The organism is Prevotella sp. (assembly GCF_051059605.1).
In the GTDB taxonomy this organism is placed as follows: domain Bacteria; phylum Bacteroidota; class Bacteroidia; order Bacteroidales; family Bacteroidaceae; genus Prevotella.
In genome coordinates this window covers 2740585-2765456 of sequence record NZ_CP050883.1, presented here as the reverse complement: position 1 = coordinate 2765456, position 24872 = coordinate 2740585, and the positions used below count along the sequence as shown (strand labels likewise).

At 37.2% G+C, this 24872-nt stretch carries 19 protein-coding genes and 1 pseudogene; 18 read left to right on the top strand and 2 right to left on the bottom strand.

Going from position 1 to position 24872, the window contains the following annotated elements:
- Positions 1 to 982: 982 nt before the first annotated feature.
- The 11 genes from HEQ28_RS10890 (at position 983) to HEQ28_RS10840 (ending at position 14070) form a co-directional block, all read left to right on the top strand.
- Complete coding sequence (locus tag HEQ28_RS10890) at positions 983 to 2551, top strand: hypothetical protein (protein ID WP_434502331.1); 1569 nt, start codon at positions 983 to 985, stop codon at positions 2549 to 2551.
- Between the two features lie 172 nt (positions 2552 to 2723).
- A complete protein-coding gene (locus HEQ28_RS10885) occupies positions 2724 to 3047 on the top strand; it encodes a hypothetical protein (RefSeq protein WP_434502329.1) in 324 nt (107 codons plus the stop codon).
- A 16-nt stretch (positions 3048 to 3063) separates the two neighbouring features.
- Positions 3064 to 3417, top strand: a complete 354-nt coding sequence (locus HEQ28_RS10880; RefSeq protein WP_434502327.1) for a hypothetical protein — start codon at positions 3064 to 3066, stop codon at positions 3415 to 3417.
- Between the two features lie 16 nt (positions 3418 to 3433).
- Positions 3434 to 5740, top strand: a complete 2307-nt coding sequence (locus HEQ28_RS10875; RefSeq protein ID WP_434502325.1) for a TonB-dependent receptor domain-containing protein — start codon at positions 3434 to 3436, stop codon at positions 5738 to 5740.
- Between the two features lie 22 nt (positions 5741 to 5762).
- Entirely contained in the window at positions 5763 to 6632 is an 870-nt protein-coding gene (locus HEQ28_RS10870) for a DUF6734 family protein (RefSeq protein ID WP_434502323.1), read from the top strand.
- Complete coding sequence (locus HEQ28_RS10865; protein ID WP_434502321.1) at positions 6629 to 7126, top strand: hypothetical protein; 498 nt, start codon at positions 6629 to 6631, stop codon at positions 7124 to 7126. The genes HEQ28_RS10870 and HEQ28_RS10865 overlap by 4 nt, the downstream gene beginning before the upstream one ends.
- Before the next feature lie 81 nt (positions 7127 to 7207).
- Positions 7208 to 7420 (top strand): hypothetical protein, encoded by a 213-nt coding sequence (locus HEQ28_RS10860; protein WP_434502319.1) that lies wholly within the window; start codon positions 7208 to 7210, stop codon positions 7418 to 7420.
- A gap of 173 nt (positions 7421 to 7593) precedes the next feature.
- Positions 7594 to 9102 carry a radical SAM protein gene (locus HEQ28_RS10855; RefSeq protein WP_434502317.1) on the top strand — a complete coding sequence of 503 codons (1509 nt, stop codon included), beginning with the start codon at positions 7594 to 7596 and terminating at the stop codon, positions 9100 to 9102.
- Positions 9102 to 11033, top strand: a complete 1932-nt coding sequence (locus HEQ28_RS10850; RefSeq protein ID WP_434502315.1) for a S46 family peptidase — start codon at positions 9102 to 9104, stop codon at positions 11031 to 11033. The genes HEQ28_RS10855 and HEQ28_RS10850 overlap by 1 nt, the downstream gene beginning before the upstream one ends.
- Complete coding sequence (locus tag HEQ28_RS10845; protein WP_434502313.1) at positions 11030 to 11893, top strand: glycosyltransferase family 2 protein; 864 nt, start codon at positions 11030 to 11032, stop codon at positions 11891 to 11893. Before HEQ28_RS10850 ends, HEQ28_RS10845 begins: the two co-directional genes overlap by 4 nt.
- On the top strand, positions 11890 to 14070 hold the full coding sequence (locus HEQ28_RS10840; protein ID WP_434502311.1) for a peptidase domain-containing ABC transporter: 2181 nt from the start codon (positions 11890 to 11892) through the stop codon (positions 14068 to 14070). The genes HEQ28_RS10845 and HEQ28_RS10840 overlap by 4 nt, the downstream gene beginning before the upstream one ends.
- Before the next feature lie 1200 nt (positions 14071 to 15270).
- Here the strand turns inward: HEQ28_RS10840 and HEQ28_RS10835 are convergent.
- Positions 15271 to 15501: a hypothetical protein gene (locus HEQ28_RS10835; RefSeq protein ID WP_434502309.1), complete on the bottom strand. Its 231-nt coding sequence runs from the start codon at positions 15499 to 15501 to the stop codon at positions 15271 to 15273.
- A gap of 2 nt (positions 15502 to 15503) precedes the next feature.
- Positions 15504 to 15804 (bottom strand): annotated as a pseudogene (locus HEQ28_RS10830) (DNA-binding protein).
- Here HEQ28_RS10830 and HEQ28_RS10825 point away from each other — a divergent pair.
- The 7 genes from HEQ28_RS10825 to dprA all read left to right on the top strand — a co-directional run bounded on the left by HEQ28_RS10825 (position 15754) and on the right by dprA (position 24311).
- Positions 15754 to 15999 carry a hypothetical protein gene (locus HEQ28_RS10825; protein WP_434504467.1) on the top strand — a complete coding sequence of 82 codons (246 nt, stop codon included), beginning with the start codon at positions 15754 to 15756 and terminating at the stop codon, positions 15997 to 15999. The pseudogene HEQ28_RS10830 and the gene HEQ28_RS10825 overlap by 51 nt on opposite strands.
- 921 nt (positions 16000 to 16920) lie before the next feature.
- The gene (locus HEQ28_RS10820) at positions 16921 to 18231 is read left to right on the top strand and encodes a DUF2851 family protein (protein ID WP_434502307.1); all 1311 of its coding nucleotides are present in this window, start codon (positions 16921 to 16923) and stop codon (positions 18229 to 18231) included.
- Positions 18232 to 18315: 84 nt separating this feature from the next.
- Positions 18316 to 18921: a sugar O-acetyltransferase gene (locus HEQ28_RS10815; RefSeq protein WP_434502305.1), complete on the top strand. Its 606-nt coding sequence runs from the start codon at positions 18316 to 18318 to the stop codon at positions 18919 to 18921.
- Between the two features lie 570 nt (positions 18922 to 19491).
- Positions 19492 to 21687: a TonB-dependent receptor plug domain-containing protein gene (locus tag HEQ28_RS10810; RefSeq protein WP_434502303.1), complete on the top strand. Its 2196-nt coding sequence runs from the start codon at positions 19492 to 19494 to the stop codon at positions 21685 to 21687.
- An 8-nt stretch (positions 21688 to 21695) separates the two neighbouring features.
- The gene (locus HEQ28_RS10805) at positions 21696 to 22601 is read left to right on the top strand and encodes a DUF4249 family protein (protein WP_434502301.1); all 906 of its coding nucleotides are present in this window, start codon (positions 21696 to 21698) and stop codon (positions 22599 to 22601) included.
- A gap of 170 nt (positions 22602 to 22771) precedes the next feature.
- Complete coding sequence (locus tag HEQ28_RS10800) at positions 22772 to 23188, top strand: acyl-CoA thioesterase (protein ID WP_394370816.1); 417 nt, start codon at positions 22772 to 22774, stop codon at positions 23186 to 23188.
- Positions 23181 to 24311: a DNA-processing protein DprA gene (dprA, locus tag HEQ28_RS10795; RefSeq protein WP_434502299.1), complete on the top strand. Its 1131-nt coding sequence runs from the start codon at positions 23181 to 23183 to the stop codon at positions 24309 to 24311. The genes HEQ28_RS10800 and dprA overlap by 8 nt, the downstream gene beginning before the upstream one ends.
- Positions 24312 to 24872 lie beyond the last annotated feature (561 nt).

Genomic DNA, 24872 nt, shown 5'->3' with positions numbered 1-24872 from the left:
TGCTTCATATATTTTAATACTTTAGTTGGTATTATCTTTTTCATGTTTTATTTTAACCTTGCCACATGGAAAAGTTACAACATTTTACACATGGAACCAAATTGTTCATTGAGATTTCTCTGACCACTTTCCATTACTTGGATAACCATCCGCTCATCCGTGGTGAATTCTCTGGAGTCAAGCCATTGAGGTTTATGTTACAAGGGAATATTTATATAAACAGTTGGCAATTACCATTGCAGGCTTTAACTCGTCAACTATGTTGCATACGAATTATTTTTCAAAAAATACTGATGTCGTTAAGAATGGTCAATTCACTCTTAATTTATTTTAGTGAACACTAGCGTGTGCGTACAATCATCAGATTAAAGGTTTTTTCAACCACTCAACAACCATTCTGCATGAAGTTTTAAAAGTAAGACGAAAGACTTTCTTAGCGCTAGCCTATTGAAAAGCACTATAATATAATGCATTGGGTTGCGAAAATGACATTAATCAGATAATGATTAAATTTTTATTAAAATTTCGAACGAAATTATGATAATTACACGAAAAGCAATATCTTTGTAACAAAATCAATCTGTATAACTTCTTATTGTAGAAGTTAATAGACTAAAACTTTTACTCGTAGAAAAGTTATTGGTTGGCGGAGACATTAGGTAAGAATCCTTCTACAGTTTTCAAATGGTGTACAAGCACTAACACCAAGTATCGTAACTTTCTTTGATATAGCAAAATTCCTTGAAGTTGATATAAAAGACTTATTAGTCAAATCAGATGTAAACAAACAATTATCTTATTAACCATGATAGATATTGTAAATAGAAATTCGTTCTGAATATTGTGAGTATTTTCTAAAATCAAAAGATTATAAGTATAACCAATGAAAAACTATTGTAATAAAATTAGATACATAATCATGTTATTAGTATTTGTATCATGCAATTTATCCAAAGAAAAGTCTTTGATATTAAGCGACAAAATGCTTAAGAAAAATCCAGTTAAGGCTTTAGCCATATTGGATTCTTTAGAAAATTCAGGTGGCCTCAATAAAGAAGGACAGTTACATCTGGTATGGAATCGAGCCGTTGCACATCAAACCTTGGGAATGTCACTGGCAGAGGATTCTCTGCTACCAGAGGCTATTGAATATTACAGAGGCTATGCAGACAAACAGGCTGATAGTTACTTATTTGAAGCTTCATATCTGAGCTGGACAGGCAAGAAAACTGATGCAATAAAGGCTATTAACAAAGGGCTAAAGGTTATTACGGATTCGACAAAACGAATACAGTTACTGGCGGCAGAGGCGGGTATCTTTGAACATCAACGGGAATACAAAAAAGTAATAGAGGTGCTCAAAAAAGCATTAAAATATGATTTACCGAAACGTGAGCAGGCAATGCTAAACTATAAGTTGGGGGAGAACCTTTCACTAATTGGCTACCGCCAATCAGAACATTTCTATAGCAAAGGCATCCAACTGGCTATGGAGAACGGAGACACAGCCATTGCGTGTGAATTTCTGCGCAACTATGCCGACTATCTGGCAAACAACGGACAATACCGCCGGTCAAATGATATGTTCTACCAAATAGGGCGAACGATGCCAAAGGTGGCAGAGTTGTCGTCGATTCAAATGGCAATGGCGGGCAACTATATAAATCTGCATAAACTTGACTCCGCCCGCATCTGTAATGATAAGGCCATCAAGAGCGAGGCAAAACTGGAAGCAAAAGGTTTTGCAGATATAGCGCGCAGAGTAATGATCGAGCAAGAACGTTGCCTATTAGACTATGCAAACAGAAAGACTATATCATATGTGGACTTAGCACGATATTGTGATTCTATCACAGTCGATATGGAAGCAAAAGAGAACACATTGGCCAGACGACAAGAAACAAAGAACCGTTTGCAGTTGGTCAACCATGAACTAAAACTCAGCCAACAGCGAATGGGATGGATGTTGTCGGTGGCTGTACTACTGTTGATTGGTGGTGTTATCGGTGGCTATCTATATTATAGGAATAGAGTTCAGCGATTGGCAGAGGCAGAAGACAGGATTGACACTCTAACCCAAATGTTGGCAGAGGCACAGACCGCTTCTACAGAAGCAGCAGGCAAGAAACAACAAAAGACTGACGATGATGCTTTCTTCAAGAAAATTCTGTTACAGCAGTTAGGCATCATCCGTATGGTGGCAAATACTCCTACCCATCAGAACCAAGCCTTGTTGAAACGCATATCAGGCATTAGTGAAGGTAAAATTCCTACAAACAGCCTACTTGTGTGGTCAGACCTTTTCCCCGTCATTGACCGGCTCTATGATAACTTCCACACTCGGCTTACGGAACAATATGGTAATGCACTTACGGAAAAGGAAATACAGATATCTTGCCTTTTATGTGCAAGTTTTTCAACAAAGGAAATCGGGGTCATTACCCAACAGTCGGATGCCACGATTTATGTTCGTAAGACTTCTATCCGAAAGAAGATAGGAGCAGCGGAAGGACAGAATATCGTGGATTGCGTAAACAGCGTTAAGAGCTGATTAAGACTCAACGAGGCTGGTTTTAGATTTTCAACAAGCGTAACCATTGATTTTCAATAGGTTACGCTTTTCTTATTAAGACTTTTTATTTGGCTATTTAGTCGTTTTAAGACTCATATCCATCGTAACTTTGCATAGTCAGAAGTTTAATAAACCAACAAATAAAAAGCGTATGAAACTTTTCATCAAGAAATTAACAATGGCTTCGGTAATGTTGCCAATATTAGGTTCTTGCACTGGTCTACTTGGCACACAGGAATGGAAAATCAAGAAAGTAGCCACAGCCTACGTCGAGCAAGGGCTGAAAGACGATGAGCATATGCGCTGGGGAAGCATCATAAGGAAGTTGCACAGGGAAGTGAATGGCAAGGCGTGTACTTATGCTGAGGTGAAATACACAATTGTTTCCGACAATGGAAATACATATAAAACGTTATATCTATTACTATCGGAGAATTGCGACTCGGTCTATTCTGCTTCAAATAAGAAACTTTGATATTAAAAATTACACCATGAAGAAAAATAAGTATATAAAGTTAGCTGGTTGCATAGCCCTAGTGTTGCTTATTGCGTTTGCAAGAAGTGGGTATATACATTTTCCAGGTCATGGGAATCAGGAAAATAAGAATTTTGAGGAAACTATTATAAATCATGTTTCTTCTTTACTTCCCAATGATGAAAAGGTTGAATTTTGTAGCAAGTCCTTATGCGAAGACTATAAGGAGAATGGCGAAGTACGTTTCTCAGCCAATGTTATCTATTATCTAGTTCGAAGAAATGGTGCAAAAGAGAGGCATATCGCCCATGTAATCTGTAATGAAGATAAGGATAGAATTATTGAGTGGAAGGACATCAAGAATAACTAAAGATATCAATAAATATATGAAACGTTTAACACTAATCATGGCAGCAGTATTAGCTCTTTCTTTATCAGTATTCGGTAAGGATATAAAAGGTCGAATCCTTGATGTAAAAGGAAATCCTCTGGAATTTGCAAATGTTGTCCTTCTGCAAGATTCAGCATTTATTACTGGAGTAATTACCAACAACAATGGCGAGTTTAACTTATCAAGCGATTTAACAACAGGTTTGAAACTAAAACTGTCGTTTGTTGGATTTGATTCAAAATATATTGATATTTCTCAAGATGGTGAGCTTGGAAATATCAAGATGATGGCTTCTAGCAATCAGTTAGAAGAGGTAGTCGTTAAAGGTAAAGCTACTAAAACTTATTTAAAAGGGAATTCCTTGATAACAAATGTGGAGAACAGTGTTTTAGCTAACGCAGGATCTGCCAAAGATGTTCTCAGACAAGTCCCTATGGTTATTGAGAATAATGGTAATTTAGAGATATTCGGTAAAGGTTCACCTACCATTTATATAAACGGGCGTAAAATAACTGATTCACAAGAGTTGTCTACATTATTGTCTGGCAATATTCGCAATGTGGAGGTTATTACCAACCCTAGTGCGAGTTATTCCGCAGAAGCAAAGGCTGTGATACGCATTCGAACTAAAAGGCCTCAGGGTGAAGGATGGAGTGCTACATTAAGATCAACAAATGGGGCCCAGCATAATTTCCAAAGTGCAAATATGATTAATCTGAAATATCGAGCTGGAGGCTTTGAGGTATTTTCTAACTTCACATATAATACGGGCAAGAATTGGGAGAAAAAGTCTACCGAGATGACTACTTTTGCAAAATCAATGTGGGACCAGCAACTCTCGACAGTCAATACTAAGCATTATAAAGGTTTTCTTGGTAAGGTGGGCTTCACATGGGTGATCAACAATAATCATTCTATAGGTGCATATTATCAAAACGAATATGCCAAGAATGAAAACTATTCACATCTAATAAGTAATGTACAGGAAAACAACGAGTTCTATGACAAGTGGGAAACTAGAGCTGATAACATAATTAAGAATACTCCACGGCATGCTACAAACGTTTATTACAATGGTCAGATAAAGAAACTCAATATCGATTTTAATGCCGATTATATCTGGAATAAGAGAGTACAAAATACCACAAATGATGAGATAAGTCAGATGATGGAAAAACAAAATATAACGACGTATAGCAAGAATAAGAGCAAAATGTTAGCAGAGAAGTTAATGATGACTTATCCTATTGGCAAAGGTGTCGTGAAATTTGGCGAGGAATATACAAGTTCCAGAACTAACAACCATTTTAATACCGAATATGTTAATCTTGACAATACTGCTTCAATGATAAAGGAAGACAATGCAGCTTGCTTCATGGAGATAATACAACAGTTAGGTATGTTAAGTATCGGTGCAGGGCTAAGGTATGAATACGTAAAATATGATTATTTTGAGGATACAAATTCTAAAAATAATCTTAGTAGGACATATCATAACATCTTCCCTTCATTCAATGCCGCAACACGTTTGGGAGATGTTCAGATGTCGTTGTCATATAGTTGTAGGGTGGAGAGACCTACATATTCGAACTTGAATGCTAATGTCTCATATATGAATAGAATGACATACGAATCTGGTAATCCTCGCCTTCAGCCGACAAAGTTATATAACTTAGAATACATGGCAGCATGGAAGAACTATTTTGCACAGGTATCATATTCTTACTTTGACAATCCTATTGTAAATACTACCAAGCCATATAGTGATGATGGTAAGATTACGATTCTTACATACGAGAACTTTAAACAAAAGCACTTCTTACAGGCTTTTATGGGTAGTCAGTTTAAGTTCGGCGCATGGCAACCACGAATAAATGTGGGAATGTTTACCCAATGGTTTGACATCCCAGTCAATGGTAAAGACAAAAGTATGAATAAACCAATAGGAATTCTACAGTGGCAAAATGCGATACATCTACCTATAGATATCTGGCTGAACATTGATTGCCAGTGGACTACATCAGGAAATGACAGAAACATATATGTCAGTAGTTCTTCTTACGTAAATGCAAAGTTATATAAGGACTTTTATAAAAAGAAACTCAGTTTCACGTTAGAGGCACGCGATGTCTTAAATAATTCTAGACAGAATTTTACACTCTATAATAATGCTGTTACTGTATTTCAGAAAAATTTCAGCGATATGCGCTGTGTAATGTTCACATTACAGTATAATTTTAATGTAAGTCGTGAACGTTATCGTGGTACTGGTGCCGGAAATACTGAAAAGAAACGTTTTTAATTATTTAAAAGAATTTTGTATAATGAAGAAAACAAAGATCGTACAAAGCTATTGGTCCAAGGCATATAAGAACTCACTAAATTATGGATGGGCATTCAGAGAAACTCATTATATGAGTTGGGCACTAAGTTGCTTACAGTTAAAGCAGTTTTATAATGAAGTTGAACTGGTAACGGATAGTGAAGGTGCTGAGTTTCTTGTCAATAAGTTACATTTGCCTTATACGTCTTGCAAAACCACTTTAGATAAACTTACAGACGAGAATACGGCAATATGGGCACTTGGTAAGATCGCTGCATATGAAGAGCAACAAGTGCCTTTTATCCATGTTGATGGCGATATTTATATCTGGAAACCTTTTCCAAAGAGAATCGAGAATGCAGCTATACTGGCTCAGAATATTGAGAAGAATTATCCTTTTAATATCAACCTATTAAATGAAATGCACGAGAAGAAATTTTCTTTTCCTTTTCCACTCTCATCTGGTGATATGTGTGAGACCAATATGGGGATAGTTGGTGGCCATGATCTAGAGTTCTTCAGGGGCTATTGTTCTTTTGTCTATAGTTTTTTGGATACAAACCGGGATAAATTAGAAAAACTTGCGAGCGGAGTCAGCAGCATCAATACTATCATGGAGCAATATTTGATGCACGAATACGCCAAGAGATGCGGAAAGAAAGTTGAATATCTTATATCCAGCCTGCCAAATACCGAGATGTATAAACTAACCCTATTCAGTTTGTTGCCAAGAGATGTCAGCTTCATACATAACATAGGGTCTAACAAGAAAAGGGAGATAACGAGTGACCGTTTGGCTAGATTATTGTATTGTGCATATCCCGAGTATTATGCACATATTAGTAACTTATTGAAGCAAAAGACAATATGAAACTAAATGAAGGAGGCAAGTTATACTGCGTAAATACGACAGCTGATCTGGATCTACTAAAGTCCTTGCATGTCAAGGAAGTAAGTGATACACTGGATCTATCATTCGAGTCAACTTCTGCTAAGCGCATGTACGGCTATAAATTTGAGCAAGATTCCGACTTGAAGTCATTAAAATTAAAAATCAATCCTTATCTTGTATTCTTTGAAAATCGGATTACAAACGAAAATCTAGCTTTGAACAAAGGTCTATGTGTCATGTATCCTTCGACGCTCGTCACTGGCGAAATTGATAGTCATGTAAAGTTCGTAGGCAACTCCGGAGCATTGCTCTATACATTGTCTCAGCGTAATCATAGATCTTCTTATAGCGTTGATCAGATCATATCAATCTTTGCCGCGATCTACAGTGGGACCAACACGAAAGCCTCTTTTCCGAAGATAATTCGGATAATCGAGCTGTTAATTACAGACCTGTTCTTGATCATCGAATAATTAGAAAAGACTGCAGAATAGCTTGTGCGCAGAGATATTCAAATGTCTATATATGTTTAACAATTTTAAATTTTTATCAAAATGAAAACAAAAAACGTAAAGAATTCAGAGTATGCAACTAACGTAACTAACCACGCAGAAAAGATTGAAAGTCCTTTCCTGTCTTCTGATGAACTGTTCAATGTAGAGGGGGGTGAGGACGTTGATTTGGACGAGGACTGCTATACCCAGCAGTGTGTCGTTGCGGCAAATATTTGCATTAACGTATCAACCGCATGTGTTATTTCAAATTAAAAAAAAGCTGCATACCAGTGTCTACTAGCAATTAGCTATGCACTAAAATTCCAAGGGAAGTGATATGCATGTTGGCTTCAATATATACTGTATTTCATTGTTTGCCAACAGGTATATCCTTTCCGATTTTAAAACTTTCAAATGCATTCTGATGGCAATTTGCCATAATATAAATGAAGAAGAAAATGGAAACAAAATATTATTTAAATCCTGATTATAAAATTCGTAAGGATGGTAACAGATATCTACTTTATTCCAGATTTATGAGGAAGTATGATTCAGATACCACAAAATCTTTAATTCATCCTTATCATGCCAGATTATTATCGCTGTTCTCTGCCGGTTGCTCGGTAGACCATGCTGCCAATATGATAGCCTCAGATCTAGATGTCACACTAAATGATGCAAAAAAAATTCTTGTTCCCTGGTTGAGCAGAGAAAAATTTAGAATAACCATTAACGATTCTAAAGTGAAAATTCCAAAAAATATTTTGATTCCATACGATAGTATTTTAGACAAGAGTGAAATTGAGGAATTCAGTATTCCTAAATCCCTTGTCAAAGATGTTGACTTGTCTACAAAAAGACTCCAGATACCTTATTTGATGACTTTCATGCTAACTAATGCATGTGTCACAAAGTGTTGCTATTGCTATGCTGATACTCATACTAAAGTGAAGCATCATCTTTCAACCGAGAGAATTTTCGAAATAATCAAGGAAGCAAAGCGTATTGGCGTTTATAATATATTCTTAATTGGTGGTGAAGTGTTCTTGCATCCCGATTGGGAACTTGTTCTTAAGGAACTGACAGATAATGGCTTCGGACCAGATAGCATCTCTACAAAGGTTCCTGTCACTCCAAGAATCATAAAAGGGTTGAAAGAGAGTGGTTTTAAGGGAACACTTCAGTTGTCAATAGATACTTTAGATTCCAACATTGCAATTAACACCTTACATGTCAATCAGTGTTATATATCCAAAATAAAGCACGGAATCAGCTTGTTGGAAGAAGCTGGAATTACTTATAAAGTGGAGACTGTACTCACCAAGGCAACCTGTACCAAAGAGAATATAAATACTTTGTATGATTTTCTGAAGGATAAGTACCATATCCAGACTTGGGAAATAAGAACCGCCATGTTCTCAAATCAAAAGTCTTTGGATAATTTTAATTCCATTAAAGCTACCGTTCACCAACTAGAAGAATTATTTAAATATGTGGAAGAGAATATAAAAAACAGAGCAATATTTACAGTTACATACCCACGTTCTGAAATAGATAAGGCATATTATACGGCCGAAGGAGGCAGTTCTACATTTAAAGGTTCCAAGTGTTCAGCTCTCAACGATCATCTTTTCATCCTACCCGATGGCAAGTGTACGATATGTGAACAGTTATACTGGAATCCGAATTTCATAATTGGGGATTTGACGAACGAGAGAATCTCAGGAGTCTGGAATTCTGCAAAGACCAATAGATTATTGAATATAAAACAGGAAAGTATTAATAAGCAGAGCCCATGCAGTGCTTGCAAGATGTTCGACGATTGTTTTAAGATTAACAGAAACCGATGCTGGACGGATGTAATTAAGGCTTATGGTTACGACAAATGGGACTTCCCTGATCCAAGATGCAAGTTTGCACCTCAAATGAATAACAACATATCTTATAAAGCATAATGAAACAATTATTGATCTTTTTGGCAATTTTTGCAGGGCTGAAAGCAAGAGCTGATGAAGGTATGTGGCCTATCCATAATTTCCATCACACTGCCCCGAATTTTCCTATCTGTTTTTACTCAGAAAGTAAACCTTCATTAAAGGATGCAGTAGTAGCCGTTGGTGAAGGTGGATCTGGCAGCTTTATTTCAAAAACAGGACTCGTATTGACCAATATGCATGTTGTAAGGTCTCTTGTTGCAAAAAGTAATAAGGGTGAACAAATATTAGTAAGCGGTTTTTGTTCCAGTCCTGTTGTTCCTGAATTGAAGCTTAATGGACTTTACTTGAAGATACTTGTAAGGACCATTGATGTATCTAAAGAAGTTGTTCAAGGATTGTCAAAAGGTCAAAGTTGGAATGATTTAGTAAAAGATATCTGTTTAAGAAACCGACCTCTTCAAAAGGGTAACGAGCAGGAGATTAAACGTGAATTCTTTGGCGCCAACCACTACCTGCATGAATACGAAGTGATCAAGGATGTTCGCCTTGTATATTGTCCACCTCAAACCATGGTTTCTTATGGTGGTGATGCCACTAATTGGCATTGGCCGCGCATGAGTGCTGATTTCGCAATATTACGTGCTTACATGAAGGGAGATGATGGAGAGTCACATCCATTCTCACCAAAATATTATTTGAAAATGCATAAGGGCGATATTGGTCCAGATGAGAATATCTATGTTTTGGGCTATCCGCGTGGTGCTTCTTATGACTGGATTTCCGCAGATTCCAAAGAAGGTTTCCTTTTCAGTTTGATAAGATGCGCTGAAGTCTTGGGGCTAAGAATGAGTATCATCAACAGAGAAATTCAGCATCTGTCAGCCCAGAATAGAGTATCTTGGCAGATGGAGGTGTCTTCATTAAATAATGAAAGGCTTAAGATTCTTGGTAGAGTCTCTAGTTTTTTACATTATATGATTCCTGAAAAATTGATAGCCAGAGAGGATTCTTGTAGCTTGCTGCTTCACCAAAATCATATAGAGAAGTATTGGGAGTTTTGTGCTTTAAAGAATAAGGCCGACTCGTTGGTTCGACTTATATACCCTCTTGTTGAGTCTGACGACGACTATCGTAGATGCATTCAAGCTATACAGTTCATAAACTCTGCTGGATTAGTAAAAAACAAAGATAGATTCACTAACAATATCTTAAATCTGTTAGTTGATAGAGTTTTCAAACCGTCAGATGTAGTAATTGAGAAGTCTGTCACTAAGGGGATTTTGAACTATCTTTATAATAAGAACAGTATATTTATTCCTATGGAAATAAAGTCTGGAGCCATTGGAGTGAATGATTATGTAGATAGTATATATAGATGTTCCTCATTGGTTGATAAGTATACAGTTCAAACTATTCTGTCAAGCAATCGGTCTGTTAAGAGCGATCCAGCTATAAAATATCTCGAATATACTGACTCTATTTATAAGTCCGACATTGGTACAAATTTAGTTAATTATGCCAACCAGTTAAATGTGATAAGAGAAAAGATGCTCATCATGCTTCATGATTGTGGTTTCATCAATTGGTCTCCTACAAATGGCACTTTGCGAGTATCTTATGGGAAAACGGGCACACAGTGTTGGCATACAAAATTAAATAGTGAGATTTGTAAAGCCTGGGCAAATTATGGATACAAGTTGAGATGTGATAAGTCGATCATTTTAGATTTTACAACCGATTGTCATACTACTGGAGGAAATTCTGGTAGCCCTGTGATAAATGAATATGGAGAGTTAGTTGGACTCAACTTCGATAGAAATTTTGACAGCCTTTGCGGAGATTATTATTATCTTCCTTCTGTTTGCGAGAATATATGTGTTGGCATAAACTATGTGATAAAAATATTGCAATCACAAAGTGATTCTAAATTAATACTCAATGAACTATGAATATAGAAGATAAATACAAGGATATTTTCATCTCGGCAGTGCTAACAATGCACAACGAGGAATTATATCTAGGGCAGTGTATTGAAACCGTTTTGGGACAAGATCATAAGAATTTCGAGTTTATTATTGTTGATGACGGCTCAACCGACAAATCATGCGAAATTGTAGAGTCGTATAATGATGATAGGGTCAGGTTATACAAAAACTATCAGGATTATATCCAATCACTGAATCTTGCCATTTCTAAGGCTTCTGGTAAATATATTGCTCATGTTGATGCTGACGACATCATGTATAAGTCGCGATTCACAGAGCAAATTCACTATATGGAGCAGCATCATAATATTGACATCAGTGGTGCATTCATGGAATCCTTTGGTCGTTTAAATACCGATTATACGGCACCTACCGAGAATTTGCGCATCATTTCCGACCTGCTATGGGCTGTTCAGATTTTCCATCCGGTTATGATGTTCAGGACATCATCTTTGATTCATCATCATATGAAGGAGCAACTTTATAATCCTCAATGCCCCTTATGTGAGGACTACGATCTTCTCGTATCTTCAGCCCTTAAGGGGATGTCGTTTGGAAATATCCCTGAGAAATTAGTTCATTACAGGCTTTCTGAGAAGCAGTTAACATGTGCAAAGTCTAAGCAGATTAAATATTATATGCTTCAGATAAGGAAGATATATTATGATTATATAGTATCTTCTTTGCTTAACTGTAATATAGAGAATTATAAGCACGCTATCCAGTCCTTAGGTGATAGATATGCATGTAAAGAGATTAGCAAAAATGGTTATTTGCAAGGAATATCGAATTTATATTACCAATATTTAACTGAGACAAGATGAAAGTCGTTAGACAAAGAGACTCTATGCAGTGTGGCGTGGCATGTCTGGCCATGGTTTCCCAACAGTATGGAAAGAAGATATCGTTGTCAGAAGCAGCTATCTATTGCCATGCCAAAGCTACTGGCGTTTCTTTAAAAAGCATATATGATGGAGCTAAGGCTATTGGATTGGATAGCAGAGCTTCTTGTATATCGGTAAATGAGCTTTCTCATAGTGACAGACCTTGTATACTTCATTGGAATCAACATCATTTTGTTGTATTATATAAGGTCAAAGGTGGTAGGAAATTCTATGTGGCAGATCCAGGGAAAGGCCTTATAAAGTATGAGCGTAACGAGTTCGAGCGTCACTGGGTAAGTACTATGAGTGATGGGGAGAATAAGGGGATTGCCATGTTTTTTGAGCCTACGACTGATTTTTACAGGGAAAATGATGATCGTATTGAGGAAAAGCGCTCTTTTAAGTTTCTCGCAAGTTACGTCTTGGAATATCGTAGGTATTTCATGCAGGTTTTTTTCAGTCTCCTTTTCGTCTGCCTTTTGCAGTTGGTTATGCCTTTCCTTACACAGGGTATCGTTGACCTTGGAATTGCGCATAAGGATGTAAATCTCATTTGGGCTATATTGTTGGGTGAATTGGCAATTGTAATTGGAAAGACCTCAACTGATTTTATTCGGCGTTGGTTGCTGTTACATATATCCATGCGAATTAATATATCTCTGGTAAGCGATTTCTTTATTAAACTGTTAAAACTTCCGATGTCCTTCTTTGAAACAAAGCTTATGGGCGACTTGCTTCAGAGAATGAATGACCATTCCAGAGTCCAACTATTCTTGACTAACCAACTATTGGGAGTCATGTTCACTTTCTTTAGTTTTGTCGTATTCGGAAGTGTACTCTTTGTTTATAATAAGGTTATTTTTGGAGTATTTTTATTGGGTAGCGTGGTCTATGGACTCTGGATAGCTTATTTCCTGAAAAAAAGAAAATTGATAGACTATGAATTGTTTGAACAGCAGGCTATCAACAAGAACAAGACTTATCAGTTCATCACTTCGATGCAGGAAATCAAGTTGCAGGATTGCGAAAAACGTCGCCGGTGGGAATGGGAAGATACACAGGCTGATCTTTTCAATGTTCAGATGAAATCTCTCAAGTTACAACAAACGCAGGAAGCTGGAGGCGTATTTATTAATGAGGTAAAAAATATTTTTATAACAGTATTAGCAGCAACAGCAGTAATCGATGGTCAGATAACCCTTGGTACGATGCTTGCTATACAGTATATCGTCGGTCAATTAAGCTCGCCCGTGGAAAATCTGATGGCTTTTGTATATGATCTTCAAGATGTTAAGATATCATTAGATCGAATAAATGAAATTCATCAAGCCGAAAATGAAGAAGGCGGAGATTGGAAGTTTGATAGCTTCTATGGACAGAAGGAGATAAGTATGGACCATATAGATTTTAAATATGATCCACATGCCCTGAATAATACGCTTGATAACATTTCACTTACAATTCCAGAAGGTAAGATAACAGCAATAGTCGGTGCAAGTGGAAGTGGTAAGACGACATTAATGAAGTTGATGTTGGCTTATTATCCGGTCATAAGCGGCTCTATTAGAATTGGTAGTCATGATATTAAGGATTATAGTTTGAAATGGTGGCGCAGGCACTGCGGGGTCGTTATGCAAGAGGGAGTTATTTTCTCCGAATCCATAGCTCGGAATATCGCTGTTAGTGATGACACTGTGGATGAGGCGTGTTTGGAAAAGGCTGGTAGAATTGCATGTATCCATGATTTCATCATGTCACTGCCATTGAAGTATAATACTAAGATCGGACGTGATGGCATGGGCATGAGTCTTGGACAAAGACAGAGAATTTTGATAGCCAGAGCTGTATATAAGAATCCTGATTTTATATTCTTGGATGAAGCAACCAATTCCCTTGATGCGAAGAACGAACGTGAGATAGTTGACAACTTGGATAACTTTTATAAGGGAAAGACTGTCGTCGTTATCGCCCACAGACTTAGCACCATTAAGAATGCCAATCAGATAATCCTATTAGACCATGGCCGTATTGCAGAAAGTGGTAATCACACAGCTTTAATAGAGAAAAGAGGTCTATACTACAATCTTATTAAGAATCAACTTGAATTAGGAAATTAATATGAGTAACAAAACTTCAAACCAGAGCCATATCGAAATAAGATCTGAGAAGGTTCGTAATATAATTGGGGCAAATCCTCCCAAGTTTATAAGTTGGGGAATAGTAATTATAATATTATTATTTTTAGTATTTTTCGTTTTCGTATTGAATCTTCCATATCCTTATGGAAGTGGAGAAACAATATTTCAACATTTCTTTTAAACTTAACTTTAATCCTACAATAATCTTCCCCCATGAGGCACATCCTTTGACATCTTGCTATATGCCAAGAAGCAGATTATCTTACTCTATGTAATTTTCCCCTGCAAAGTGATGAACTTCTGTATGCGATTCTACATCCCAATTCCATAGTGATTCAGGCTCGACAACTTTGGTTGGTCTCGTATTGTATTGATCACCTAGTAGAGCAACTGTCCAAGAAAGGAATGGGTATCTGAAGGTATTCTTCTGATACTACACAGGTCTCGTTCAAGTTTGGCTTTAAACTTATAGAATTCTAGCTGACACAATACGTTTATTCTAGCTAGGATATTGTAATTTGGTGCCATTGACTGGTGTTTGATTACACCTTTTACGTTGGCATCATACAAAAGTATGATATGCCGACAAAGAAGCAAAAAGCTCTCTATGATTCTTTCCGGTATCTGTGACGTTTCGATGTTGAAGCAAATCGCATTAAATCCGTGCGCATACAATGAGAGCACATTCTTTTCTTCAACCGTAATGAAAATCATATTACATTTGGTAAGAATCGGCTTCATATCGAAGCAATAGGAGGTAAGCATCCGTCCACCATAGAGGAATCGGATATTCGGACTATGTGGTCAATTTACCCTTACATAGCCGTTTCCGATACATGCAAATATCAGTTCAATCCGTGAACTGTAAAGTTCAAACTTCTTGCCCTTCGTAGATATGCTTTCATTGCGTTTAAGACTCCATAACCGAAAAGGACAGAAAGAATCTTCATGGATACAATGTACCCAGTAGTTCAGCAATCCTTTATCAAAGGGCAGTATTTTGAAGCTATATGGGCGTTCTTCCGTATTTTTGGAAATAGCCTTTTATTGGAGGACGCAGAACTTTTATATGTCAGTATGGTATGTTTGTTATGGATCTCACTATCATATAGTAAATACAATCCGAGCTTTTGAACAATGGTTTTCAAGACCTCTGGGAAACTTGTTTTCAGATTCAAGCTATCCAAGGTTGTCAAACCAGAAACAATCACCTGGATAGACGGTATCATCATGATTATAGAACTTGTAGGATGAACTTTTCCTGTAATAGTAGATATGGCAGGAAACACGTTTATCGCCATAGAATGGACTACGGAAGTTGCTATGAAGGTTTACTTCAAAACCAAGGAAATGGGAAAAAAAATCCAATCCTCCTTGGGCAGATGAAAGTATTTGATATCTATCAATCATTACTATCGGTTTTTAACATGAAGGCTGAAATCGATATTGGCTTTGAAGCGGTTGAGTCTTGCGAGAACCTTATCGTTCCCCATGCCAGAAACCCGAAGGCGGTTGCACTTCGTGGAAATTACGATTGACTTGAAGAAGTTGTATACATCGTCCTCCCTCTGTATAGCGGTAAAAAGTAGACTCCGAAATATTCAAAGTTCCGACAAGATCGTTGGCGGCCATCTCCAATTTATCATCTATATCCTGTATAAAATGAGAGGTGCACTTGACAAACTGCTCGATTCGGCTGAACCTGTCTATCAAATCCTAATAGATCAGGCTTTCTACTGCGATTATTTCCATAACACTAATCGTTTCGTTGAAATTGTTGCATGTTCTATTCCTAGTTCATGTACTATTTGCAAGAATTTCTTGAAGGCCTCCTCTATAAAAGCCTCTATGTATTCTACTATAGGTAAAAGTTCAGCCTGCCCACTACGTGAAAAGAATACCATATAATTTGTTCGAGCTTATCCCTATTTTGAAGCATACAAGTGAACTCACTGAAGATTCACATCTGTTTCCCCTGCCCCCCACGAGATACACGACTAGAACTAACTCCCATAATTCCCGCACCTGAGGATACCCTTTTCTTAATATTGCCGACTTCAGCATTTACAATATTTTTTTCATAATTATAAAGTTCTAAAGCACCATCGCAAGAGCAACCAGCTAGATATTAATATTTCCACACTATGTAATCTGCCTTGCTGTCGGTACAAGTTTGTTTGTTAGTAGCGGAATACACGGAGTGATGCTAAATATAATGAATTTATCCTAAAACATTTTGTTGCAGCTACATGCTTGTACAATTATTATTTCAAAAAGCTCCAATGCAAGGTGGGGCAGAAAAAATTCCAAATAATTATTACTCAAAGATTTGGAGATATGAAAAAAAAAAATCTAACTTTATATTTAGAGGATGAGAGTGAGCGTACTTTCAACAGGTAGTCAGAATAGCCATCATTATCCTGTCAATTTGCGGCTACATGAACTATCTGAAAAAAAAATATACATTTAGTTTTCAGTGATTTGGATATATTGCGGATCAGACTAGGCTACAATATAAGGAGTTACAATACTGTAACTCCTTTTGTTATTAATAATAGTTTATTGATTATCGCTCTAAAGATCGTTTTACTTCTCACAAGAAATAATAATAGCGTTTATTTTCACGTTAAAAATAAAAGCGTACCTTTGCATAAGATAAAGCTGCACTCGACATAACATTCAAGTGAACTTGATGATTCTGTACTCGCTGGCAATATCTTTGCATAAGATAAAGCTGCGCTCGGCATAACATTCAAGTGAACTTGATGATTCTGCACTCGCTGGCGATATCTTTGCATAAATTTAAGACCTTACATACCACTATAAATAATGGAACAATTACTACACTATGTTTGGAAGCATAAAATGCTGCCTTTGCATGAAATGAAGACCACTAAAGGACTCCACGTAGAAGTAATTGACTCCGGATTACACAACATGAATTCCGGTCCTGATTTCTTCAATGCTAAAATAAAAATAGATGATACTCTTTGGGTGGGAAACGTAGAGATACACGATAAAGCTAGTGACTGGTATCTACATAAACACGACAAAGACGAAAGATATAATAATGTCATTTTGCATGTTTGCGGTGACATTGATATGGAAGTGAAAAACCAAAATGGTGATTGTATTCCACAAATGCAACTTGACATTCCTGAACATGTGACGCGACATTATGCCGAATTACTTTCAACAGACAAGTACCCTCCATGCTACAAGATTATACCCGAATTAAGCAACTTAATGGTCCACTCGTGGATGAGTGCTCTGCAAACGGAACGTCTTGAGCAGAAAACAGATGCCATAATAAGTAGAGTTGAGCAATGTAACGGTTCTTGGGAAGCTGGATTTTTTGTTACGTTAGCACGCAACTTCGGTTTCGGCATTAATGGTGACGCATTTGAACAATGGGCTTTGAGTATTCCGCTTAACGACATTGCGCATCACCGTGACAACCTTTTCCAAATAGAAGCAATATTCATGGGACAGGCTGGATTATTAGATTTGGACCCCATTCCTGAGAAATACCATCACGATGCAATTGCTGATGGCTACTTCGACAAGTTGAAAAACGAGTATCTGTATCTGAAACATAAATTCGGACTCCAACAGATTGACAGTAAGATGTGGAGATTCCTGAGATTGCGACCGCAGAACTTTCCCCATATCCGCATATCGCAACTTGCAAATCTGTATTACGCTGCCAAATGCAGCATCAGTCAGATTGTGGAATGTGATACCGTAAAAGAGGCAATGAATACGATGCACACTGGTGTGACACCATATTGGGAAACGCATTACACATTTGGTTCTGAGAGTGAAAAGAACGAGAAGCATATCTCTCCTTTCTCACTAAACCTACTGATGATAAACACAGTAATCCCAGTATTGTTCGCATACGGCAGGCACCAGAGTAAAGAGAAATATTGCGACCGAGCATTCGACTTTCTGGAACAACTGAAAGCTGAAAACAATCATATCGTAAGGATGTGGAAAGAATGCGGACTAAAAGTTGATAATGCAGGAGACTCACAAGCTCTCATCCAATTAAAAAACGAATACTGCGACAAGAAGAACTGCCTGAGGTGCAGAATAGGATATGAATATCTGAAAGGCGAAAAGATTCGGTTAGAATAACATCTAATCATTAATATTTTACGCTAGGGATTATTCAAGTTTACTTATATATCCAATTAAAAATAACATTTAAATAAGAGAGATATGACAGAAGAGGAACGAATATTTGCAGGTAAGTTATTTGATGCTCGCACGAAAGAGCTGCGAGACATTAAACATAAGACTCATGAACTATGCCGAAAATATAATCTTATGGATGAATATGACAAAGCCAGATTGCCAATTATTAAAGAGTTTATAGGAAGTATTGGAGAGAAGTATTATTTCCAAGGTCCTATACAATTTAATTACGGAACTCATACTTTCATTGGAAATAACTTCTTTGCGAATTTCAATCTCATGATAATGGATGATGCTCGTATTTATATCGGCGATAATGTTATGTTTGGTCCTAATGTATCTCTCATGGCAACTAATCATCCACTGATAGCCGAAGAGCGTACAGCTATGAAATATGAAGATGGTCATGTGTCTGTTTCTGAATATGCCGATGAGATTCATATTGGCAATAATGTATGGATTGCATCAAATGTAGTCATTTTAGGAGGTGTTACTATCGGTGACGGATCTGTTATCGGTGCAGGCAGTGTGGTAACAAAAGATATTCCAGCAGGCTATGTCGCATTCGGCAGCCCATGCAAACCGAAAAGAAAGATAACGGAGGCTGACAGCAAAATAGGCATTTTATAATGATGGAGAGCGTTTATATCGTAAGATGTTTTAATGCAAATTCCTAGACGTAGAAGATAAATAATAAAGACCAATGGCTGTTATATAAAAATAGACACTGGTAATAAATAAACAGATGAGATATCTGAATATAGTAAAAAAACATATTGAATTATTGAAAGACATATATAAAAAGCCCCTACATCAGCGTTATAAACATATAAATAACAAAGATGATGAAAAAATAATGTTTTTGGGAATAGGGGTAAAATACAAAATACATGTTATATAAGTAGAACAGATAAATTTTACTATAAACATTGATAATTATGAAAAGATTAAGTATTTTATTTTTTGCCGTATGGGCCGTAATGAACTTTAGTACACACATAAGGTTCTGCAAGTAACATGATTGCATTGGGATCAGTTTATGTTAATGAGAAAGAAACTAAAGGATTGTCTGCTCGGATTGTCAAGACAAATTAGTGTATCCACTATTACACAAATATATTAACAAGAAAAATAACAAACCCATAGGCAGAGTTTCATTTGCACTAATTTAATTTCGTCAACGGGTAAGCAATAAACAAAATGACATTAAGTAAAACATTAGGATTGATTTTAAGAACTAATTCAAACTCTTTACCAATATTGGTATTAGGCTTTTTCGTGATTTGTTCTTCTTATACAGATTTGTATGCTCAGAAGACTAAACCGAGAAAAAAGATAAATGTTATCAACAGGGATAGCACAGGTAATGATTCTAACAAAATATCATACGAACGGAATATCCATGAGGTAGTAGTGACATCACAGAGAAAGGAAGCAAACATCACTGATACCAGAATGGGTGTGCAGAAGTTGACAGGGTCTGAAATACAAAAGGTTCCTGCGCTATTGGGTGAGATAGATGTGGTTAAGGCTATTCAGCTACTGCCAGGTGTGCAAAGTACATCTGAGGGAAGTAGCGGATTTAATGTGAGAGGTGGTGGTGCTGACCAAAACTTGATATTGCTTGACAACACAAATATATACAATGCATCACACATGTTCGGTTTCTTCTCTGTATTTAATAATGACGCTGTGAAGAGCGCTGAACTGTATAAGGGTAATATGCCTATAAAATATGGCGGACGATTATCTTCTCTATTGGATGTAGAGCTGAAAGACGATGCTCCAGAGAAAGTGAAGGGCACTGGTGGCATCGGACTAATATCTAGTAGACTTACTTTGGAGGGTCCTCTTGGGGATAGAACATCTTGGTTAGTAAGTGGCAGACGCAGTTATGCTGATGTGTTTCTGCGCATGTCGTCTGACCCAGAAAAGAAAAAGGAGTATCTATATTTTTATGATCTCAATGTCAAAGTTTCTCATCGCCTGTCAATGACAGACAAAATCGGACTCAATCTATATAATGGCAGGGACAGGTTTATATCATCATTTGGCGATATAGGTTATGGCAACTTTGTGGCTTCGGCTTTCTGGAACCATATCTTTTCGGATAAATTGTTTTCTAGGTTAAGCTTGAATTATACTAAATATAGTTATGATTTAACTTGGAAGGTTACGGACTCTAGGGCTGAATGGCAATCTGACATTCAGAATGTAGAGGCTAGACTTGACTTCACTCACGCTATATCTGACAAGCTGAATCTGCAATATGGTGCTACGACCACATATCACATGTTTAACCCAGCTATGATATCACGTGCAGGATACCCTGACTTCAAGATGAACAAATCGTATGCGCTTGAACATAACGTATATTTTGGGGCAGAAGAGAACTTAAGTAAAGCTATATCGGTGAACTTCGGAGCCAGATTGACAGCGTTTAGAAACATGGGAAAGACGTTGCAATACCATTATGATAATAATTATGATGTAACAGGAGCTACAGAATATGGTAGCGGCAAGATATACCATACTTACATAAGACCAGAGTTCAGGGCTGGACTGGTTTACAAACTGAATGAATGGTCATCGGTGAAAGCTAACTTTACTCATAACACGCAGTTTATCCAGATAGCCAATAATTCTGATTCAGGATCTCCTCTTGACTTATGGTTTCCAGCTAGTCCAAACATTAAGCCACAAGAGGCTAATCAATATTCGGTGGGGTACTTCAGAAACTTTAAGAATAATGCCATTGAGACTTCTGTGGAATTCTATTACAAGGGGATGAATAATGTGATAGATTTTAAAGACAATGCACAGATTCTATTTAATGAAAAACTGGATGGCGACATAAGAACTGGTAAGGGAAAATCTTACGGTATGGAGATCATGGTGAAAAAGAATACAGGACGTCTGACAGGATTCATTAATTATACTTTGGCACATACCGACCGTACGATAGCAGGTATCAATAACGGAAAGACTTATCTGGCGCCTAACGACAAAACGCATAGCATTAATATATTGGGATCTTATGAGTTATCTAAAAAGTGGGATGTGTCTGCCGAGTGGGTATTCTCTACGGGTACACCAGTAACCTATCCTACAGGAAGAATGGAGATAAACGGAGAGTATTATCCTATATATTCGGGCAAGAGTGAGGAACGTAAAGAGCCATATCATCGTATGGATATATCTGCCACGTATCATCCCCACAAACATCCAAAGAGATGGTATCAGGGTGAGTGGGTATTCTCTGTTTACAATGTATACTGGCACAAGAATCCGTGGATGACATCTTTTGACCAGAATACAACCGACGGATATCCTCAGGCTAAGATGACTTATCTATTTGGGGCAATACCATCTGTAACTTATAATTTTAAATTCTAATTAGAACAATGAATAAAATAAGATCAATATCAGCGTCTGTAATCGCATTATTGTTTATTGCGATTATATCTTCTTGCACTGAGGATACGACCATAGATACAAAGACTTCGGCTTATGTACCGGTAATATATGGCACAATAACAAACCAGAACATAAGGCAGCAGATACAGGTGAACAGTTCAAGTGCATACTTCGATAAGGAGACTAATAAGCGTATAGCTAAAGCGATCGTTACACTGAAAGAGGACAGTGGGATGGTATCTAACTCATACGTGCTTACACAGGACTCTGTGGGAAGTGGTATATATGCTACCAAAGACCCTATGATGGGTAAACCTGGATGGAATTATAGGCTATCGGTTGTGATGGACTTTAATAATGATGGTAGCAATGAGGAGTACACGGCTGAGTGTAATATGCCTAAGGCTCTGAAGGTAGACTCGTTTAATATTACTAAGAAGAAGGTTGGCGAATATACGTTATACTCTTTGAATATAAGTGCTCAGGATGATGGAGATGTAGAGAACTATTATATGGGCAAATATAGCATCAATGGAGTTTGGTATAACAAGATAAGTAAGTATATCGCATTTAACGACGTAAGCCTTAACGGTGAGTATGTAAAGAATCTCTCGGTATGGAACTTTAACGATGTGGCTGACAAGAGTAAATTCAGCGATGATGATGCAAAGGATATGATATTCATGTCATCGGGCGACAGTATGACTGTGGAATTTAGTAATATAAGCAAGGCATACTATCACTTTATAGATGAATGTGCAAGCCAGAAGAATGGATCAAATCCTATGTTTGGAGGACCTCCTGCCAATATATCTACCAACATATCTAATGGGGCAAGAGGATTCTTTACGGCTTATGCTGTATCGGAAGTATCGGCTAAGGCTCCTAATTAGAAATCTTAATACGAAGCAATATTTGGTTATGTATATCGTTATTATCATAATGGTATTACTTTTAAAGTAATGAATAAAAATATATTCATCTACCATAAAAAGAAGATAATAACTGCATAACCAAATATAGATGGAATTCAATTTCATCATTGGGTATTAACATAAAAATAATTATGAAATATATATTTGAAACACGCATGGAAGTGCGTGATTACGAGTGTGATATAGAAGGTATAGTTAACAATGCAAATTATTTGCACTATACAGAACATACCCGACATCGTTTTCTTAAATCTACAGGTCTAAGTTTTGCAAAGATGCACGAACAAGGTGTTGATGCCGTTGTTGCAAGAATGAACTTATCATTCAAGACACCACTCAAATGCGATGATGAAATCATCTCTCGTATGGGACTGAAGAAGGAAGGCGTGAGATATATTTTCACTCACGATTTATTCCGTGCAAGCGATGAACGACTTAGCTTCCATGCCACCGTAGAACTTGTATGTCTTATCAATGGTAGACTCGGCAACAGCGAAGACTACGACAAAGCTTTCAAGCCATTTATGGAAGGGGATAATGACTGACCAACAAGAAAAATTTAATACCATTGTTCTCTCACGAATAGGCTTCTATAATCTTGCGGGAATGCTTGAAATGTATAGACGAGTGGGAAGTGCTACCTCCGTTCTTGAACATCGTAACAACATCCGCGAGATTGTACCAGAGGCTTCATCGAAACTTGTTGATGCATTCAAAGATATCAGCGAACTGCAACGCAGAGCTGAAGAAGAAATAAAATGGGACGAACTTAACAACGTGAAGATACTCTGTCTTAACGATGAAGAATATCCCAGAAGACTAGCTGAATGTGATGACGCACCGCTTGTGCTGTTTTACCGTGGAAACGCAAACCTGAACAATCAGAAGATCATAAATATCGTTGGTACACGACGTTGCACCATCTACGGACAGGACATGATAAGAAGATTCGTCGCTGATCTGAAGCAGTATTGCCCAGATGCGCTTATCGTGAGTGGTCTAGCCTATGGTGTCGACATACATGCGCATCGCAACGCTCTGCAAAACGGTTTTGAAACTGTTGGAGTTCTTGCTCACGGACTTGACTATTTATATCCACAAGCGCATAAGGACGACGCTACCAGAATGATAAATCAGGGAGGACTGCTCTCTGAATTTATGACATGCACAAATGCTGATAAGATGAACTTCGTGCGCAGAAACAGAATAGTAGCAGGGATGAGTGATGCCTGTATTCTGGTTGAAAGTGCTGCACATGGAGGAGGTCTCATCACAGCCCGCCTTTCACGCGATTACAACAGAGACGTGTTCGCATTTCCTGGTTCGGTGGGTGCTATGTATAGTGAAGGCTGCAACAACCTTATACGTGACAACGGAGCAAACCTCGTCACATGCGCCTATGACATGGTAAAGGCTATGGGTTGGGAAAACGGGAAGCAACTCTCCGAAGCTCGCAGTAAGGGAATAGAGCGACAACTGTTTCCACAACTATCAGAAGAAGAACAGCAAGTGGTGAAAGCTCTACAAAAGGAAAACGACCAGCAGATAAATATGCTGTGCGTCACCAGTAGCCAAGCAATAGGACACCTCACTGCCCTACTCTTTTCTATGGAAATGAAGGGACTAGTTAAAACATTACCAGGTGGAGTGTATCATTTGCTAGAATAGAAATATTGGTATACAAAAGCAACTAAGTTAAGACTATAAAAAACAGAATACGCCAAGAAAAATAAATAAGAGTTTGAGTAATCAAATGAGATTTTAATGCATGTGTAATATGAAAAAATTTCTTTCCTATATATTAAGGAGTTACTGCTGGACGGTGATTGCTATTACAATTGAAACTTTGATCACAACTGTAATTATGTATTATTGTGACAGTTCCGATGACAAAAACACCCCATTTTCATCACCAATATTCGTAGCTATAGTTTGTGGTATTATTGTTCCTATATATAATTTGCCTGTTATTATTGCTTTGTATAAATACAGATTCACAAAAATAGAAATCATTATAGAAAGTTTATGTTTTGTGTATGTCAGCGCATATATGGATGATATAATAAGATATCTCGTTTCTCCTAGTCAATTGTGGCATCATGAAGTCATTTCCGGAAATGATAATTATACGATCGTATGGTGGTACAATCCATCATTCAATATTGTATATGGCATTTGTCTAACAATTATATTGTGTTTGCTCTATATAAAAGCCAAACAGTTTGTAAT

Excerpts from the sequence above, each read along its gene's own strand:
- HEQ28_RS10890 (WP_434502331.1), top strand. The coding sequence starts at position 983 with ATGCTTAAGAAAAATCCAGTTAAGGCTTTAGCCATATTGGATTCTTTA.
- HEQ28_RS10885 (WP_434502329.1), top strand. The coding sequence starts at position 2,724 with ATGAAACTTTTCATCAAGAAATTAACAATGGCTTCGGTAATGTTGCCA.
- HEQ28_RS10880 (WP_434502327.1), top strand. The coding sequence starts at position 3,064 with ATGAAGAAAAATAAGTATATAAAGTTAGCTGGTTGCATAGCCCTAGTG.
- HEQ28_RS10875 (WP_434502325.1), top strand. The coding sequence starts at position 3,434 with ATGAAACGTTTAACACTAATCATGGCAGCAGTATTAGCTCTTTCTTTA.
- HEQ28_RS10870 (WP_434502323.1), top strand. The coding sequence starts at position 5,763 with ATGAAGAAAACAAAGATCGTACAAAGCTATTGGTCCAAGGCATATAAG.
- HEQ28_RS10865 (WP_434502321.1), top strand. The coding sequence starts at position 6,629 with ATGAAACTAAATGAAGGAGGCAAGTTATACTGCGTAAATACGACAGCT.
- HEQ28_RS10860 (WP_434502319.1), top strand. The coding sequence starts at position 7,208 with ATGAAAACAAAAAACGTAAAGAATTCAGAGTATGCAACTAACGTAACT.
- HEQ28_RS10855 (WP_434502317.1), top strand. The coding sequence starts at position 7,594 with ATGAAGAAGAAAATGGAAACAAAATATTATTTAAATCCTGATTATAAA.
- HEQ28_RS10850 (WP_434502315.1), top strand. The coding sequence starts at position 9,102 with ATGAAACAATTATTGATCTTTTTGGCAATTTTTGCAGGGCTGAAAGCA.
- HEQ28_RS10845 (WP_434502313.1), top strand. The coding sequence starts at position 11,030 with ATGAATATAGAAGATAAATACAAGGATATTTTCATCTCGGCAGTGCTA.
- HEQ28_RS10840 (WP_434502311.1), top strand. The coding sequence starts at position 11,890 with ATGAAAGTCGTTAGACAAAGAGACTCTATGCAGTGTGGCGTGGCATGT.
- HEQ28_RS10835 (WP_434502309.1), bottom strand. The coding sequence starts at position 15,501 with ATGATTGATAGATATCAAATACTTTCATCTGCCCAAGGAGGATTGGAT.
- HEQ28_RS10825 (WP_434504467.1), top strand. The coding sequence starts at position 15,754 with ATGAGAGGTGCACTTGACAAACTGCTCGATTCGGCTGAACCTGTCTAT.
- HEQ28_RS10820 (WP_434502307.1), top strand. The coding sequence starts at position 16,921 with ATGGAACAATTACTACACTATGTTTGGAAGCATAAAATGCTGCCTTTG.
- HEQ28_RS10815 (WP_434502305.1), top strand. The coding sequence starts at position 18,316 with ATGACAGAAGAGGAACGAATATTTGCAGGTAAGTTATTTGATGCTCGC.
- HEQ28_RS10810 (WP_434502303.1), top strand. The coding sequence starts at position 19,492 with ATGACATTAAGTAAAACATTAGGATTGATTTTAAGAACTAATTCAAAC.
- HEQ28_RS10805 (WP_434502301.1), top strand. The coding sequence starts at position 21,696 with ATGAATAAAATAAGATCAATATCAGCGTCTGTAATCGCATTATTGTTT.
- dprA (WP_434502299.1), top strand. The coding sequence starts at position 23,181 with ATGACTGACCAACAAGAAAAATTTAATACCATTGTTCTCTCACGAATA.